The following is a 17,395-nucleotide window of genomic DNA, read 5'->3' as shown; positions in this document are numbered from 1 at the left end:
TGCTATCCGGTCACCCGCTCAACAAGGCAGGACGAAGAGATGACCGAAATACTTGTGCTCTACTATTCCTCGTACGGTCACATCGAGACGATGGCGAAAGCCGTCGCAGAAGGCGCCAGGCAGGCAGGCGCCACCGTGGCGCTCAAGCGCGTGCCGGAACTCGTGCCGGAGGCGGTCGCTGGGAGTTCGGGGTACCGGCTCGGCCAGGAAGCGCCCATTGCAACCGTCGCCGAGCTTGCCGACTACGATGCAATCGTCATCGGCACGCCCACCCGGTTCGGCAATATGGCGAGCCAGATGAAGAATTTTCTTGATCAGACCGGCGGCCTGTGGGCCGAAAACAAACTGGTCGGCAAGATTGGCAGTGTCTTCACCTCGACGGGCAGTCAACACGGCGGACAGGAGTCGACCATCCTCTCCACTCACGTCGTCATGCTGCACCTCGGCATGGTGATTGTAGGTTTGCCATACAGCTTCAAAGGCCAGATGCGTATGGACGAGATCACCGGCGGTTCGCCTTATGGCGCCTCGACTCTGGCGGAGGACGAAAACCACGGCGACCGCAGCCCCAGCGCCAATGAACTGGACGGTGCACGGTTTCAGGGCAGGCACGTCGCCGAGGTCGCAGCTGCAATGGCACTCGGCCGAAAACATCTTCAGCCGGAGCTGGCCCGTTGATTGTCTCCAAATTCGCATCGGGCGGGTCGGCATGGCCCCGGATTTTGCTCGTGGTGGGCGCGGGCGTAGTGTCTGCCTTTCAAGTCGGTAAGGCGCCGGTAGCACTTGCCGCAATACAAGAGGATCTGGCGCTCAGTCTTGCCGCGGCGTCGTGGCTTATCTCAGCTTTCGCCATCCTCGGCGCTCTGACCGGCGCTCCGATCGGGCTGGCGGCCGACCGCGTCGGGGCCGGAACGATGGCCACCCTTGGCCTGCTTCTTCAGGCGGCGGGATCATTTTTGGGAGGGCTGGCCTCGGGCTTTACCACCCTTCTCGCTACAAGGGTAATCGAAGGCCTCGGTTTTCTGTGCCTTGTTGTTGCCGGCCCTGCCCTGATTGCCGGATTAGCCCCGATCCAGATCCGCGATCGGGCGATGTCACTGTGGGCCAGCTTCATGCCGGTGGGGTTAACCGTGATCATGCTCGCCGCACCGCTGCTGAGCATCGTCACCTGGCGCGGCTTCTGGTTCCTGAATGCCTCGATCCTCCTCAGCTACGCGATGCTTCTCAGGTGGGGCCTGCACCCGCCATCCAGCCAGCCGCGACTGTACCGCAACGTCCGTCAGGACATCGGCGAGGCGCTTGTTTCGCCCGGACCCTGGGTGCTGGGAGGTCTGTTCGCGGCATTCTCGGCGATCTTCTTTGCTGTGTTCGGCCTTCTGCCATCCCTGCTTTCTCAACGCATCGGAATCAGCAACGACGCGGCGAGCATGTTAAGCGCGCTGGCGATAGCGGCGAGCGGCGTCGGCAACCTCGTGTGCGGACAGTTGCTCGCCCGCGGCTTCCTGCCGGGGCGCCTGCTGCACTTCAGCTTCGGCATCATGGCCATTTGCGGGATTGGCATCTTCAGCCAGGCCCTGTGGGCTATCGCTTGCTACGCGCTCTGTGTCGTCTTCTCGTTCGCCGGCGGGCTGATCCCCGTCGTCATTTTTGATAGCGCACCTCGTCAAGCCCCGCGCCCCGAACTCGTTGGCGTGACCATCGGCTTCGCCGTGCAAGGCAATAACCTCGGCCTCATCATCGGCCCTGCCGCCGCTGGTGGCATTTCCGGCGCATTCGGCTGGCCCCTCGTCTCCGTCGCTATCGTCGCTATGGCCTTGATGGCAGCGCTGCTCGTGCTCCCCTTCAACAGGAGGCAATTGACCGACCATGCCATCCACAAAGAGGGCGAGGGTGCGCTTTGGTGAAAATGGGCCAAACGAGATCACCGTGAAAACTCCAAAGAAGCAGAGCCGGATTCGGGCGGAAAGCCGCGCACGCTTTTCGTTATCCCCGCTCTAGGCTTGTGACTGACGAGCCTGGCTTTGGAGACGTTGGATCAGTCTCTCGATTGCCCCGTGCCGCGCACCTGATCGCGTAACGATGTGAAACCGTTCTACATTATCCACCACAGCCGGATGAACGGAAACAAGCCCCAGCCGTTCGTGCTGCTCGCTCCCATAGGGCTTGCGCGCCAAAGCAATGCCCATGCCCGAAGCCGCAGCGATCAAAGCCAGATCGTGGCCGCCGAAGGTACGATCGCTGCCTTTGGGGTGGTACACCAAATCCTGCGCGGTGAGCCAGCGACGCCAACCAGCCTCGGACGCATCGTGGATCAGGGGATAACGCAGCAGATCCCTGGCAGCCGGATCAGGCCCCAGTTCAACAGCAATCTTTTGGCAGGCAAAAGGCTGCAAACCTTCGTCGAACAGAGGCTCCGAGACGACATTCGGCCAGCCGCCACGGCCCAGCCGAATGGCAATGCGCGCATCCGAAAGTGCCATATGTGCGTTGTCGATCTCCATCTCGATCCTGAGATCGGGCGGCGTGCCTTCGAGGGCTGCCAGTCTCGGTGTCAACCAAAGACGCGCAAAGGACTGCACGACGCCGACACGCACGGTATCGAGCCCATGATCGGAACGACCCGTGCCTCGACTGTCGTGCAGCATCGCCATTGCGAGTTCTATGCGTGCGGCGAAGCGCTCGCCGTCGAGTGTCGCTCGCACGCCTCGCCCGTGCCGGCCGAAAAGACGGAAACCGGCCCACCGTTCCGTCGCCGCGACACGTCGGCTGACTGCGCCATGGGTGATGCCAAGCGCAGCCGCGGCAGCCGAGAACGATCCGAGGCGGTAAGCCGACAGGACGGCCTGAAGCGCCTCGACTGGTGGAAGTTCAACGTTGTGCGTCATGAGCACATCTGAATGTCGATGGGGGTTCTATGTCAACAAATGTTTGTGTGGCACACAGCTCGCATGAACAAAAAAGCAGCTGACATCCCCATGACGACCTTCTTGCCGGCACTTGCGGTTGCGGGAACAGTCATCACGTGGTCTTTCTCCTTTGCGGCGATCGGCTATGCATTGCGCGAAGTGGAACCCTTGCCTCTGGCAGCAATCCGCTTCGCCTTGGCAGCGGTCTTCGCGATTGCGTGGATTGCCTGGCGGCGTCCGCGATGCTTTCTCCCCGGGGATTTCTTCGTTCTGGCGATCAGCGGCCTCCTCGGCATTGCCACTTATAACGTGCTCCTCAATTTAGGGCAGGCAACCGTCTCCGCGGGCGCTGCAGGCTTCATCGTCAACACACAACCGCTTTTCATGGTGCTGCTCGCGGTGCTCTTTCTGAAAGAGCGTTTCAGTCGCTGGAGCTGGATTGGTACCGTTCTCGGCTTTTCCGGAGTGGCCCTGATCGCCTCGGGTCAGCCCGGAGGCCTGTCGTTCGGGACGGGATCGACGTTGATCATGCTCGCCGCAGCCTGTGCAGCGGCCTATTCCATCCTCCAGCGCCCTCTCTTCGCCAGAGCCGAGCCGCTCGACGTGACGGCGCTCGTCATCGTTGCGGGCGCTCTCGCCCTCACGCCCTGGCTATCGGCCGGCATCTCCCAGGTGATGCGCGCGCGCCCGGACACCTGGCTGATGGTCATGTTCCTGGCGATTGGTCCGGGCATCATCGGCCAAAGTTGCTGGACCTACGCCCTCAATAGTTTTGGTGCCGCGCGGGCAGGACAATTTCTCTACTTGGTCCCACCGTTCTCCGTTGGACTGGCATGGCTCCTGCTCGGTGAAATTCCGCAGCCAAATACCGTTTTGGGCGGCGCACTGGCTCTGGCCGGAGTGGTCATTGTGAACAGCTGGGGGCGTCGCTCCTGATCGAGATCCACCGGCCGTTATCCAACGGGTGGAAGGCCAACGGCCTCGTCTTGAACTGCTGCGCGCACGCATCACCTCTGACCGAGACCGCATCGGCGCAGGTGGAGCCTTCCCCATTCTCCGGACATTCAATCGAAACCTATGCTGAAGGTCCGCCACGTCAGGTGCCCGGCTGTCTCGCCCTCCGCGGATGACGGCGATGCTGCTCGCGGAGCGCATGCTTCAGAGGGCGTCCTACGCTCACTGAAGCAGAATGTTCCCGCTGCGGCCGCTGAAGGAGTCCGAGGTCGTTTGCTGTGCCTGTTCGACACACCCGGCCTCACTCCAGGCGGGGCAAGTTTATGGGGTGCGTTTCCGTAACCTGTCATCAAGAAATATCTGAAATACCCGTGCTCAGACGGACGAGGTTATGCACCATAAGAATTGAGTTCTTCAGAGGGAAGGCAGCCGAGCTACATCGACGATGTTGCGGCTGCACGATTGGCTTAGGCCGACAGGATAACCCCGTCCGGAGGAGAGATCGGCCACCAGGCCGAATGGATCTGGAAGATCGATGCAGTCTATATCAGCGCCACACCGCATGCGGAATCTCAATAGAGCTGGCACTACCTGTGGTGCCGGATCTGGCGGCGCCGCGCAACTTCAATCCTATCGGCAACAAATCGGGTGCTGACCCATCCTTGAATGCGACGGCCAGGAGTGACGATGCCTTCGACGACGACCTATGCCCCGACTGGTAATGCCTATATCGACGGGCTCCTTGGCGACTGGAAATGGGCGGTCAAGGACTTCACCTTCAGCTTCCCAACCAGCGCTTCATTCTACGGCTCCGGTTATGGCAATGGCGAACCGCAAAAAGGTTTTGCCGCGCTGAACGCCGCACAGCAGACTACCGCGCGAGCTGCCTTCGATCAGTTCTCCTCCGTTGCCAAAGTATCATTCACCGAGATTGCAGAGAGCGCGACCAAGCACGCCGATGTCCGCCTTGCCTCGTCCGACGCTCCGAGCACCGCATGGGCGTATTTTCCGTCGACTGCTGCAGAAGGCGGGGACGCGTGGTTCAACAGCTCGTCCGGCTATTACAGCCGCCCGATGAAAGGAAACTACGCCTATCTGACATTCCTCCACGAGATCGGCCACGCGCTTGGGCTGGAACACGCCCATGAGGGCAACGTCATGCCTGCGAACCGCGACTCGATGGAATACACGGTCATGAGTTATCGCTCCTATGTCGGAGCCTCGACCACGACCGGCTATATCAACGAGACCTGGGGATATGCGCAATCGCTGATGATGTATGATATCGCTGCCTTGCAGCATATTTACGGCGCGGATTTCACCACCCAGAGCGGGAACACGACTTACCGATGGAGCCCGACGTCGGGCGAGATGTTCATCAATGGCGTGGGCCAGAACGCACCCGGCGGCAACAAGATCCTGCTTACGGTCTGGGATGGCGGCGGAACCGACACATACGACTTCTCCAACTACACAACTGCACTGAAGGTCGATCTCCGTCCGGGCGAATGGACGACCACCTCGGCGGTCCAGTTGGCGAAGCTGCGCTACGACGATTCGAAAGTGGCGATCGGCAATATCGCCAACGCCCTGCAATATCAGAGTGATGCGCGCTCTCTTATCGAGAATGCAAAGGGTGGCGCGGGCAATGACGTTATCACCGGAAACGCTGCTGCAAATGTTCTTTGGGGTAACGACGGCAATGACAGGCTGATCGGCGCCAACGGAAACGACAACCTTGTTGGCGGTGCGGGCGCGGACCGGCTCGAGGGTGGCAACGGCAACGATCTGGCGAACTACTACAACGCCGCGGCTGGCGTCGTTGCCGACATTTATTCTCCCGGTTCCAACAGAGGGGAAGCGGCGGGAGACACCTATGTGTCCGTCGAGCGGCTTTACGGTTCCGCCTTCGGCGATACTCTTGGCGGAGATAGGTTCGCAAACCTTCTGAACGGGCTAGCGGGTAATGACGTGCTTCACGGGCGTGCCGGCAACGACACTCTCATCGGCGGCGACGGAAACGACAGTCTTGTCGGCGGTGCCGGCGCCGACCGGCTCGACGGCGGCAATGGCGTCGATCTGGCGAATTACTACAATGCCGCCTTGGGGCTAGTCGCTGATCTCTATTCCCCTGTCTCGAACACCGGGGAAGCGGCCGGTGACACCTATCTGTCCGTCGAGCGGCTCTATGGTTCAGCTTTCAACGACAGTTTGCGCGGAGACAATATCGCAAATCTTCTGAACGGGCTTGCCGGTAACGATTTGCTCAACGGACGCGGTGGCAACGACACCCTCATCGGCGGGGAAGGCGCCGACCGGCTGATTGGCGGTGGCGGCTCGGACGTGTTCGTATTTCAGACAGCGACGCAATCGCGACCGGCTGCGATGGACGTCATCGATGATTTTGCGCGAGGCATTGATCGGATCGATTTGCGATCGATCGATGCCAACAGCAACCTCAGCGGGGATCAGGCGTTTCTTTTTATCGGCGGCAACGGGCTCCACGGAAAATCAGGTGAACTTAACTTCAGGAGTGGGATAGTCTCGGGTGATGTCAATGGCGATGGCCTTGCAGATTTTCAGATCAAGGTCATGAATCTGTCGGCGCTTTCCGCGAGCGACTTCTTCGTCTGACGAGCTGGGAACCATGAGCGAATGGATCGATTTTGAGCGCTGGCCCGACTGCAGGAGCATGGAGCGGCCAGGGATCGTCTTCGAGGTCACCAACGGAGATCAGACGCTGCTCACCGATTGCGCCATCCCTTTGCCTCTGCCCTCGGACTGGAAGGCTCAACCTGTGCGCTTTCGCGCCGTGCCGCAGCCCCGGCCCCGGCACTCCTCGCCGATCCCCAAGCCTATGGATCGATAGCCCACGTAATTCCGACACACTGACCGCCGCCCATTTCCGCTAGGTATCTGGCTTGGGCTCGACAAGTTCTGTGTAAATGTTAGTTGAAAGCCGGCGCTCCCATTTGACTTTGCCGGTCCACTGGTCGAACGCTGGGGTCCTAGGACAACCGGTCATCATCGCCAACCTGGGATGCAAGTAGATTGAGCGCCTCCCTGCTCCGGCACGCCATCCACATCGCCTCAATCCTGGGCCTCTATCTGTCCGGCGCGATGCTGATTCCAGCGATGCTGGACCTCTATTATGGCCACACCGATTGGCAGGTCTTCGCGACTGCTGCCTTCGTTACCAACGGACTTTCCGCTACAACTTTCATGGCCACCCGTGCCGGGCCGCCTCCGTTCTCCAAGAAGTTCGGCTTTTTACTCGTCAACGTACTCTGGTCGACTTTCGCGTTGATCGGCGCCTTGCCGCTGTGGATGTCATCCCTCGATCTCGACTTCGCGCAGGCGCTTTTCGAGTCGGTTTCTGCGATTACCACGACGGGATCGACGGTGATTGTCGGGCTAGACGATGCCCCGCCCGGCGTCCTGATGTGGCGGTCGCTCATATGCTGGCTCGGAGGCGTGGGCATCGTCGTTTTGGGATTGTTCATCATTCCGTACCTGCGCGTCGGAGGGATGTCCTTCTTCAAGATGGAATCCTCCGACACAAACGAGAAGCCCTTTGCCCGCCTCACCACGTTCAGCCGGGCTTTTTTTACGGTCTATGTCGGCATCACGCTTCTTTGTGCCATCGGGTACAACCTGACCGGAATGAATCGGTTCGATGCGATCAATCACGCCATGTCGACGGTCGCCACCGGCGGGTTTTCGACCCATGATGCATCGTTCGCCTATTTCGGCAGCATCCCTCTACTCTGGACCGCGACGTTCTTCATGACTTTGTGCAGCCTGCCCTTTTCGATCCTCATCGTGTTCGTTGCACGTGGTCGGCTCGACGCTTTGCGCGATCCTCAGATCTTCGTTTTTCTTGCCTATCTGACGGTCTTCGCTCTCTCCGCCGCAATTTATCACCGCCTGACGAACGGCGTCGAATTTCACATCGCACTGGCCCACTCGTTCTTCAACTTCAGTTCCATTCTCTCGACTGCGGGTTACATGAGCGAGGACTACCAGCTCTGGGGTCCTTTCGTGGTTATGGCGGCATTCATCGCGACCTTCATGGGTGGCTGTTCCGGCTCCACCGCCGGCGGCATCAAAGCCTACCGCTTCATCGTTCTCTTCAACGCCATCCACTCTGGCTTACGCAAACTCATCTACCCGGCGGCAGTTTACCCTATCCGCTACGGCCGGAACTCGTTAGACGCCGACACCTTGCGGGCGATCCTCCTGTTTTTCGTTACCTATATCCTCCTTTGGATCCTCGGAAGCCTCACGATGGCGGCACTGGGCTACGACTTCCTCACCTCGGTATCAGCAGTTATTACCTGCCTCTCGAATGTCGGCCCCGGGCTTGGCAATATCGTTGGCCCTGCAGGCAATTTCTCATCCCTCAAGGATCCGGAACTTTATCTGTTGTCGCTCATGATGATGATGGGGCGCCTTGAAGTGCTGACCGTGCTCGTCATCCTGACACCCGTGTTTTGGAAGCAATGATAAGCCTACGAGATTTTTCGTGACGAGCAGCGGCTGCATGCCACCACGGCAAATTATGGCGGCGCTCGCCGCTGCTCACGCGAAGCACGGTGTCGGGATGTAGCAATCGACATAGAGGGCAGACTGGAGAACAGTGAGGGGCAATAAATACATGCGCCATTCACAGCCGATCGTATCGACCGCCATTGCGTGACCGAAACTCGGCCCTATTGTTAGGACAGCCGGCCTCAGGCCAGCATCCATTGTCCATTTGTATCGGGAGGACTTCCGCATGGCATTTCTAAGCTTGACCCGCCGCGCCGCCATGGCGGCCGGGTTTGCTTTCTGTTCGGCGCTCGCGTTTGGTTCGGCCGCGCAAGCGCAAGACTTTCCGGACCGGACGGTAACGCTCGTCGTTCCCTTTGCTGCCGGAGGCTCGACCGACGTGGTCGCGCGGATCATCGCACAGAAAATGTCCGATGATCTCGGACAGCAGGTGATCGTCCAGAACGTTGCCGGTGCCGGGGGTAATCTTGGCGCCGCAAACGTCGCCCGCGCCGACCCCGACGGCTATACGATCCTGATGGCGACAGTCGCGACGCATGCGCTGAACCCCCTTATCCTGAAAACCAAACCCTATGATCCCGAGAAGGATTTCGCACCGATCTCGCTTCTGGTCGTCGTTCCGAACGTCCTGGTGGTCAATCCGGAACTGCCGGTTAAGACGGTCCAGGAATTGCTTGCGCTCTTGAAAGCTGATCCCGAGAAGTACGCCTACGCCTCCTCCGGCAACGGAACGCCGCTTCATCTCTCCGGCGAGCTCTTCAAAAAGATGGCGGGCGTCGAGATGCAGCACATCCCCTACAAGGGCTCCGGCCCGGCGCTGAATGACGTAATCGGCAATCAGGTGCCCATCATGTTCGACAATCTCCCTTCGTCTTCAGGTCATATCAAAGCTGGCACCCTGCGCGCGCTCGCTGTTACCACCGCCGAACGCGCATCGTCCTTCCCCGACATTCCGACCATCGCAGAATCAGGCATTCCCGGTTACGAGACCTACACCTGGAATGCACTCTTCGCTCCGGCCAACACGCCGCAGCCGGTGATCGCCCGACTGAACGAAGCCGCCAAGAAGGCCATGGCCGATCCCGCCGTGCAGAAACGCATGGAGGAATTCAGCGCCAAGATCGTGGGCTCGACGCCCGAGGAGCTCGACGCCCACGTCAAGGCCGAGCTTGCCAAATGGACCCCCGTCGTCCGCGACGCCAATATCCAGATGGATTGATCTGCACCCATTGACCCTGCCGACTCTGAATCGTTTCACGGTTTCAACGACAGTGAAACGATCCAGAGCCTTTCAACCGTTGAACCGGAGCCAGCTGCCAAAAGCGCAGGGGGGTCGAGGCTTCAGGTTGGTGTTACCCTGTGGATCGCTGACGATGCCGTTCCACTATAATATGCGGTCTTTTGAGGACAGACCGGGTAATGACAAGCCCATGCCGGCCTTCTCCAGGGTTTGTAGCGTACTGGGTCACACACCAATCTCAATACTTCGACGGGACGTAGAGTTCCGGCGGAAGCACCTCCCGCTCGTAATTCGGATTGAATATCCGCTCCGGCAGGCTGATGTCTTCCTGCGGCACATCCGCATAGGGGATCTGCTTCAAGAGATGGTCGATGCAGTTGAGCCGCGCTCGTTTCTTGTCGTTGGCCTCGACGATATGCCACGGCGCCTCAGCTATGTTGGTACGGGCGAAGGTTTCTTCCTTGGCCTTGGTATAGGCTTCCCAGCGCACACGCGATTGCAGATCCATCGGCGAAAACTTCCACTGTTTCAGGGGATCGTGGATGCGCATCAGAAAGCGCAACTGCTGCTCTGCGTCGGTGATCGAGAACCAGTACTTGACGAGCCTAACGCCGGAGCGCACCAGCATGCGCTCGAACTCGGGCACATCGTTGAAGAACTGCTCGACTTCCTCTTCGGTCGCGAAACCCATGACACGCTCGACGCCGGAACGGTTGTACCAGGAGCGGTCGAAGAGGACGATTTCGCCGCCGGCAGGCAGATGCGGCACATACGCTGGAAGTACCATTGGGTCTTCTCGCGGTCGGATGGTGCCGGCAGCGCCACGGTTCTGACGACGCGTGGGTTCAGCCGCTGGGTGATGCGCTTGATGACGCCACCCTTGCCGGCAGCATCCCGGCCCTCGAAAATCACGACAACCTTCTCTTTGTGATAGACGACCCAGTCCTGCAACCTGATGAGTTCGGCCTGCAGAGCCAGTAGCGCGCGGAAGTATTCCATACGCGGGAGCGTCGGAGGATGGGACTTGCGGTAGATCTTGCGAATTTCCTCCGACAGCGCGGGTTCGGAAAGCTCGAGTTCGTAGTCCTCGTCGATCGTGTCGGCCAGTTCCGCTTCGAGCCAGTCGAACTGTTCGTTCTCGCCTGCTGATTTCATCATATCATCCTCCGACGTCCGCGCACGGATGCGCGCGCATTCCTTATTTCATGGCGCAGTGAAGAAAAATTGACGCGGGTGGCGCACTTTTTCCAATGCTTAACTTTTCATCGCCCGGGCCTGCGGCGGGGACCGCATTACGACAGGCCTATATCGGACACGGCCGTGACGATCGTTCTGCGGAGCCACACATGTCGCGGGGCATCCTGATTGCGCCCATGCCAGGCGAGGCTCATGACCACGCTGCCCAGGTCGAGCGGCGGAGGCGTCATTACGAAGCGCCGCATGTCGGCGGTCCGGGCAAGGCTGGACGGCAGAGTTATTACCAGATCGGAACGCGCGGCGATTTCGACGGCCGCGAAGAAGCTTGGGACACGTACCTTCACCCGGCGCTGCCTGCCCAGGCGAGCGAGGATTTCGTCGACCCAGGCCGGACCGGTCCCGGTGATGCTGACGACGACATGATCCAGTTCAAGGAACCGTTGCAACGTAAGCTTTTGGCCCGCGGCAGGATGGTCCGCTCGCATCAGGGTTACGAAGCCATCCTGGTACAGCTTGCGTTTCCGGATGCCGGCAGGTGCTTCATCAACGACGCCGATGACGGCATCCACAGCGTCAGCCTCAAGCGCTTCAAGCGGCCGCAGCCCCGGCGATACCACCTGAAGATCGACTGCCGGCGCCTGCTCCGCGAGACTGGAGATCAACCGCGGGGCGAGGACTGCGGCCTCAAGATCCAGCATCAGCAGGCGCACGGCCCCGGTCGCCCGCATCGGATCGAAAGTCCTGCCGTCGAGAAGTTCGTTGACGCCTGCCAGGGTGTTGCGCAGTGAAGGGCGCATTTCTTCCGCGCGTGCGGTAAGCAGATATCCACCCGGTCCGTCCACCAGAATCGCATCGGAGAAGAGTACCCGCAAGCGCGCAAGCGCCCTGCTGGCAGCGGGTTGGCTCATGCCGAGCCGCGTTGCAGCCCGGGTTACGCTCCGTTCTTCCAACAGCGCGTTGAGCACAACGAGCAGGTTGAGGTCGGCGGCCCTCAAATCCACTTCACGCATATATATAATACCATCCATGCATTCGACGCATGGCAATTTGAACCCTAGTCTCTGCGGCGTCAACCAAGGAGAACGGACATGTATGTAGTGCTTGGAGCAAACGGGCGAGCCGGCGGCGAGACCGCCCGGGCACTGATGGAATTAGGCATCCCCGTCCGCGTCGTGCTGCGGCGACCGGAGCAGGCCGGAAAGTGGACGAGGCTGGGGGCTGAGTTCGCAATCGGCAGTATCGAGGATGTGGCAAGCCTTACCGCAGCATTGAGGGACGCGTCAGGCGCTTTCCTGCTCTCTCCTCCGCCCGCAAGCGGCGATCCCTACAGCCGCGCGCACGAGGTCGGCATCGCACTTGCACAAGCGGTGCGAGAGGCCCGTCTGCCAAAACTGGTCGCCTTGTCCTCCATTGGTGCGCAGCATGATAAGGGCACAGGCGTTATCGCAACGCTCAATAGCCTGGAGAAGCATCTCGAGGGGGCAGCGCGGTCAACCATCTTCCTGCGGCCGGGCTATTTCGTCGAGACCTGGGGCGAGATAGCACCGGCGGTGATCTCCGACGGTGTGCTTCCGACCTTTCTCGAGCCCTCGCAGAAGATCCCGATGGTGAGCACAATCGACGTAGGGCGCACCGCCGCCCGGCTGCTTACCGGGGACTTCAGCGGCAAGCGGATCATTGCACTGCGGGGCCCGCAGGATTGGAGCGCCAACGATGTTGCGGCCGCATTCAGCAGGGTGCTCGGCCGGAGTGTGGAGACCGCATTCGTTCCGCCTGATATTCGTGCTGCGGTTCTCGCGCAGGAAGGAGTCCCTCCGGAAGTCGCCAGGGCGCTGCTCGGGATGTATGATGGCATCGCCAGCGGTCGGGTCGAGCACGAACAAGGAACCGAACAGCGCCGCGGTTCCGTCTCGCTGGCCGAAGCGGTCGAGAGAATTGTGCTGACAATGGGAGGGAAGTAGGGGCCTGGATCCTGGTCCGCCGGCTGTTTCCGCCCGATATCCGAAATGACGACCACGACAGGAGGAGGCAATCATGAAGATTGTGACCAGTCTGAGTTTCCAAGGCCAGTGCCGAGAAGCCTTCGAGTTCTATGCAAAGGTCTTGGGCGGGAGGATCACCGCCGCCCATTCCTACGGCGAAGCCCCACCCGACATGCCGATCAACGATCCCAAATACAAAGATTGGCTGATGCACTGCTGGCTGGAAGTCGGCGAGCAGGCGCTGATGGGAGCCGACATGGATGTCGGCTGGGCCCGCAATATTGATAAGCCGAAGAACGGATTCGACGTCACCCTTCACACTGAGGACAATGCCGAGGGCCAACGCTGGTTCAATCAGTTGTCCGAAGGGGGCAAACCGGTCATGCCTTTTGGCGAGACCTTCTGGTCGCCCGGCTTCGGTTCCCTGATCGACAGGTTTGGCGTTCCGTGGATGATCAACGTCATTCCCCCGGCCGGCTGGCAGCCGGCGCGGAGCTGACGACCTGATGTTGTCGCGACATTCGCCCCTGCCACATCAGGGGCGAAATTCACGGCGAGCGCCAATGGGGCGCGGCCTGAAGGTGATCAGCGGTCGGAACCGGTTTCGAAACGCCTTCTCGCAGCCGGCCATCGCTCTTGCCCTTCAATAGATAACTGCATTGAGCGTGAGGTAGACGGGCGTACCCGCCTCCAACTGTGTGCTGCCGCGCGCGACCAGCCAGCCATCCGCACGCTCCAAACGCGCCACGATCCGCCGCGTCGGCGAAGCCGTCGTGCTTGCGGGCAGGGACAGGGTAAACGCTATCGACTTTGATCTGCCATCACTTTTGATGCGCGTCTGGGTACCGCGGCGTCGGGCCTTATCCTGAATGGCAGGATCCTCGAGATAGATCTCGACATGACCTTCCGGGATAACCGCGCTGCCCTCGAATGTGACCGCACCGCGAATATCGGTGGATTGCGCAGCGACTGGTCCGGCGACCGCGGCGACCGCGGCAGCTCCTGCGGTCATTAGCATCGTGCGGCGGTTGGTAGGGTGTCTCATCGCACATTTTCCATGGCCTGCGGAATCCTTCATGCTTCTGGAAACACGCACTGCGCTGCGAATGGGGCGCCTGAAGGCGCCCCATTCGCTATCGATCTAAATAATAATGAAGTCGGCCGCCGATAGCTTCAGATTTGTGCTCAGCTGCGCATACTGAATTGCCGCGATCTCGCCGGCGCCATCGGCGTCATAGGACAGGACGCCGCTATCGGTATCGTAGATGATGCGGTCGTCGGCATCATGGGCGAGGCCGCCCGCGCTCCCGAAAAATGCGCCAAGGGCGAGAGCGCCGTCGCCACCCACGCTCTCGAAGATGAGGTTGTCCAGCAGGATCGTATCGTCGATGACATCGAAGTCCCTGATACCGTCGACATTGCCGTTCCCAAGCGCCGTCGAGAAGCGGAACGTATCTTCCCCCGCTCCGCCGATAAGCGTGTCCGCCCCCAGGCCGCCATCCAGCAGATCGCTGCCTCGGCAGCCAATGAGAGTGTCAGAGCCGGAAACGCCCGGCTGGGCCGGCGCAGGGGGAAACTCGACCGATACGTTCAACTCATATGTCGAGCCTGCCGGCACGGCCTCCGCCCAGCCATCGCCCGGCGCCGTCGGTGACCAGCTGCCTTCCAATATGTAATAGGTTCCGGTCTCCTGAGCCACGAATACGAGGCTTGAATCCCGGTTGCTGGTAGAACCGGGGTCGCCGCCGCCGTCATCGTTCTGCGCAACGATGTTGCCGGCGCTGTCGAGCAGCCTGACCCAACTGTCATGGACATCAGGATCGGCAATGCCGTCAATGTCGATCGTAATGACCGTACCGGCCGCCAGATCGATTTTATAATATCCGCCTTGGCCATTTCCGGTGGCGTTGACGGTCGTATGAAGGGTCGTGGTCGAATCGAAGATATCGGGATCGCTGGTCAAGGAGAAGTTGTCGGAGATGTCGAACGCGGCCGCTATCGAATTGTTGGTCGCGTCCGGTCCCAGCGTGGCGTAGCCGGTTCCCATTCCCGGGCGTGGGGGCGCGTCGCCCTGATAGGCGAAATCGCCGAGCAGCGTGTCATCGCCGCGGCCGCCGTCGATCGTGTCGTTTCCGCCCTGGCCGGTCAACACGTTGGCGGCACCGTCGCCGGTCAGCCGGTCATTGAATCCCGAACCGGCAAGATTTTCGATGGAGACATATGTATCTCCGCCGGATTTGCGTCCAGCGAGGCTCAGTCTGACGCCGCTCGTCGCGTCGGCGTAGTCTGCCGTATCGCTGCCGGCGCCGCCGTTCAATCTGTCGGCGCCGCCTCCACCGGTCAATCTGTCGTCGCCGGCGCCGCCGGAAAGCTCGTTGGCCAGGGCATTGCCGATGAGATGGTCGTCAAATGACGAACCGACGGCATTTTCAAAGCCGGCGAGAATATCGTGCCGGATAACCGCGCCCCGACCGACGATTTGCACCGGACCGTCACCGTCGCCACCGCTGGCCGTGCCCTCGGCAAGATCGATCGTCACACCATCGGGGCTGCCCGCGTAGACGACCGTGTCGACACCGGAACCACCGTCCAGATAGTCTTGGCCGGCGCCACCGATGATCGTGTCGTTGCCGGCTTCGCCATAAAGGATGTCGCCGTCATTGCCGCCGTCCAGGGTGTCGTTGCCGCCGCCGCCATTGAAATAATCGCCGCCGCCCTGCCCCCAGAAGTGGTTTGCGGCGGATGTGCCGATGAACCGGTCGATGCGATCGTCGGAACCGATCAGGTTCTCGATGCTGTAGAAAGTGTCGCCCGAGGCGGTTCCGCCGCTGGCGACATTCGTGGCAAGGTTGACGAGCAGCTGGAACGGGCTCTCCTTGCTGAAATCGACGGTATCGGTGCCCTCGCCACCCCTGAATATATCTATGCCGTCCTGACCGCTCAGCGTATCGTCTCCGGCGCCGCCGTCGAGAATGTCGTTGCCCTGCCCGCCAAGGATGGTGTCGTTGCCACCGCCGCCGTAGAGCGTATCGTTCCCGTCGTCGCTCTCGGTCTGGTCTTCGAGGTCTTCGACGTCGATCGTATTGTTGATGTCGCGGCTGGCGAGCGAGTCGCGGCCGCCTATGATCAGGTCGTCGCCTCCCTGGCCAAAGATCGTGTCGTCACCGGCGCCGCCGTCGAGAATGTCATTTCCGCTACCGCCGAAGATGATGCTGGTCATCGTGTTATCGCCGGCGCTGGGCGGGGTCTCGGCGCCACCGCCAGGCTGCGTCGTCGTCTCGTCGGCATAGATGATGTTTTCGACATTGACGATTTTCCTGATTTTCAGGTGCCTGGACAGGAGGATGACCGTGTCGTTGCCGCCGTTGGCCTCCTCACGAACGATATCGTCAATTGAATCGACGAAATATGTGTCGTCACCGCCGTTGCCTGCCATGCGGTCGCCGCCGCCGCGGCCATCCAGCGTGTTGGCGCCGTCATTGCCGATCAGGATGTCGTCAAACCTGCTGCCGATGCCGTTTTCAATGTAATAGTCGGTCTCATCCGCATTGTGTCCGGCGAAGATCGACACGTTGTTGCTGTGCCCATTGACGCTGGAGAACTGTCCGGCACGCAAGTCGAGAATGGTACCCGCAGTCGAGCCGGAGAAGTCGATCGTGTCGGCCCCACCCGTGTCATGGATCGCAAAGCCGATGTCATGCTGCATGCCCGAGGAGGTCAGCTGGTAGCCGTACTGCGTGCTCCCGAAGCCGTAGACATTGTCTCCCGTGTTGAGCTCGATATGCTGATAGGTCCGCACTCCATTCTCGTCGACGGTCGAGAAAAAGCGGCGGATGACGGCCTCGATGTCGGCCATGAGCGGCGTGGAGGCAGACCAGCGGCTGGTTTCCCCGACATCGATTCCGTCGAAATAGGACATCACGCTGTATTGCTGGCGATCATAGGTCCAGGTCGCATTGTTCAGATAGTTGATCTGCACGCCGCCGGGACCGCTGTAATTGTAGAGCCCCGGATGGTTCAGCCCGAATTCATGGCCGAATTCATGGATGAAGGAATCGAAGACATAACCGCCGATATCCGTCTTGTTGGGTTCGGTGTCGTGGAAACGCTGGCCGATGCTGACATAACGATTGCTCGAATAGGCGCTGCCGTCGTCCTCTTCACCGAGTTCGGGGCTGACGACCTCCATCCAGTCCGTTGAGCTGTCGAACGGCGTGTCGTCGACGACCTCGAATTTCAGGGGGGTGACAGACGCCCACATCTGCAGGGCGCCGATCGCAGCCGCCTTGTATTCCGGGTGATCGTTGAGCTCGTAAACGTTGATCCTCAGCGTTCCCGCAGCCATTTCCGGCGTCAGGCTGCGGGGTAGTGCGCCAAGATAGTCGAGAAAGGACTCGTAATCCTCGCTCTTTCCATAAGGATTATCCGGCGTCTGATCGTTGATCCACCAATTGTCGCTGATCTGGCTAGGGTTCGGCATCGTAAGGTTCCCTCTCTGACGATAGTGCGCATTCACGGCTGTACCGTTCTGCAGCTGCCAATTTTCCAACCCACACGCGTCGCGT

13 protein-coding genes and 1 pseudogene are annotated in these 17,395 nt (G+C 60.4%); 9 read left to right on the top strand and 5 right to left on the bottom strand.

What is annotated here, in order from left to right; genetic code table 11:
• Window positions 1–39 precede the first annotated feature (39 nt).
• Together wrbA and FB009_RS06950 are read left to right on the top strand one after the other, a co-directional pair.
• A complete protein-coding gene (gene wrbA, locus FB009_RS06955) occupies window positions 40–678 on the top strand; it encodes an NAD(P)H:quinone oxidoreductase (protein WP_101778045.1) in 639 nt (212 codons plus the stop codon).
• Entirely contained in the window at window positions 675–1,904 is a 1,230-nt protein-coding gene (locus FB009_RS06950; protein ID WP_127580462.1) for an MFS transporter, read from the top strand. The genes wrbA and FB009_RS06950 overlap by 4 nt, the downstream gene beginning before the upstream one ends.
• Before the next feature lie 90 nt (window positions 1,905–1,994).
• Here FB009_RS06950 and FB009_RS06945 read toward each other — a convergent pair whose 3' ends face one another.
• Window positions 1,995–2,885: a LysR substrate-binding domain-containing protein gene (locus FB009_RS06945; RefSeq protein ID WP_101778043.1), complete on the bottom strand. Its 891-nt coding sequence runs from the start codon at window positions 2,883–2,885 to the stop codon at window positions 1,995–1,997.
• A 63-nt stretch (window positions 2,886–2,948) separates the two neighbouring features.
• On the opposite strand from FB009_RS06945, the gene FB009_RS06940 reads away from it, so the two are divergent.
• The 5 genes from FB009_RS06940 (at window position 2,949) to FB009_RS06920 (ending at window position 9,630) form a co-directional block, all read left to right on the top strand.
• Window positions 2,949–3,842, top strand: coding sequence for a DMT family transporter (locus FB009_RS06940; protein WP_164829992.1), 894 nt, complete (start codon window positions 2,949–2,951; stop codon window positions 3,840–3,842).
• Window positions 3,843–4,547: 705 nt separating this feature from the next.
• Window positions 4,548–6,494, top strand: coding sequence for a M10 family metallopeptidase (locus tag FB009_RS06935; protein WP_127580458.1), 1,947 nt, complete (start codon window positions 4,548–4,550; stop codon window positions 6,492–6,494).
• A 13-nt stretch (window positions 6,495–6,507) separates the two neighbouring features.
• Complete coding sequence (locus FB009_RS33090) at window positions 6,508–6,729, top strand: hypothetical protein (RefSeq protein WP_011970171.1); 222 nt, start codon at window positions 6,508–6,510, stop codon at window positions 6,727–6,729.
• A gap of 182 nt (window positions 6,730–6,911) precedes the next feature.
• A complete protein-coding gene (locus tag FB009_RS06925; protein ID WP_024324460.1) occupies window positions 6,912–8,366 on the top strand; it encodes a TrkH family potassium uptake protein in 1,455 nt (484 codons plus the stop codon).
• Window positions 8,367–8,637: 271 nt separating this feature from the next.
• A complete protein-coding gene (locus tag FB009_RS06920) occupies window positions 8,638–9,630 on the top strand; it encodes a Bug family tripartite tricarboxylate transporter substrate binding protein (RefSeq protein ID WP_011970169.1) in 993 nt (330 codons plus the stop codon).
• A 259-nt stretch (window positions 9,631–9,889) separates the two neighbouring features.
• Here FB009_RS06920 and ppk2 read toward each other — a convergent pair.
• A pseudogene (ppk2, locus tag FB009_RS06915) lies at window positions 9,890–10,809 on the bottom strand (polyphosphate kinase 2).
• Window positions 10,810–10,943: 134 nt separating this feature from the next.
• On the bottom strand, window positions 10,944–11,858 hold the full coding sequence (locus FB009_RS06910; protein WP_024311772.1) for a LysR family transcriptional regulator: 915 nt from the start codon (window positions 11,856–11,858) through the stop codon (window positions 10,944–10,946).
• Between the two features lie 78 nt (window positions 11,859–11,936).
• Between FB009_RS06910 and FB009_RS06905 the strand changes: the two genes are divergently transcribed.
• Together FB009_RS06905 and FB009_RS06900 are read left to right on the top strand one after the other, a co-directional pair.
• Window positions 11,937–12,809 carry an NmrA family NAD(P)-binding protein gene (locus tag FB009_RS06905; protein ID WP_018010943.1) on the top strand — a complete coding sequence of 291 codons (873 nt, stop codon included), beginning with the start codon at window positions 11,937–11,939 and terminating at the stop codon, window positions 12,807–12,809.
• Between the two features lie 73 nt (window positions 12,810–12,882).
• Entirely contained in the window at window positions 12,883–13,329 is a 447-nt protein-coding gene (locus tag FB009_RS06900) for a VOC family protein (RefSeq protein ID WP_011970165.1), read from the top strand.
• A 144-nt stretch (window positions 13,330–13,473) separates the two neighbouring features.
• Here the strand turns inward: FB009_RS06900 and FB009_RS06895 are convergent, their stop codons facing one another.
• Together FB009_RS06895 and FB009_RS06890 are read right to left on the bottom strand one after the other, a co-directional pair.
• The gene (locus FB009_RS06895) at window positions 13,474–13,875 is read right to left on the bottom strand and encodes a hypothetical protein (RefSeq protein ID WP_024311771.1); all 402 of its coding nucleotides are present in this window, start codon (window positions 13,873–13,875) and stop codon (window positions 13,474–13,476) included.
• A gap of 96 nt (window positions 13,876–13,971) precedes the next feature.
• Window positions 13,972–17,310 carry a M10 family metallopeptidase C-terminal domain-containing protein gene (locus tag FB009_RS06890; protein ID WP_024324459.1) on the bottom strand — a complete coding sequence of 1,113 codons (3,339 nt, stop codon included), beginning with the start codon at window positions 17,308–17,310 and terminating at the stop codon, window positions 13,972–13,974.
• Between the last annotated feature and the right edge of the window lie 85 nt (window positions 17,311–17,395).

It is taken from the genome of Sinorhizobium medicae (genome assembly GCF_007827695.1).
Taxonomy (GTDB): domain Bacteria; phylum Pseudomonadota; class Alphaproteobacteria; order Rhizobiales; family Rhizobiaceae; genus Sinorhizobium; species Sinorhizobium medicae.
This window is presented reverse-complemented; position numbering and strand designations above follow the sequence as displayed.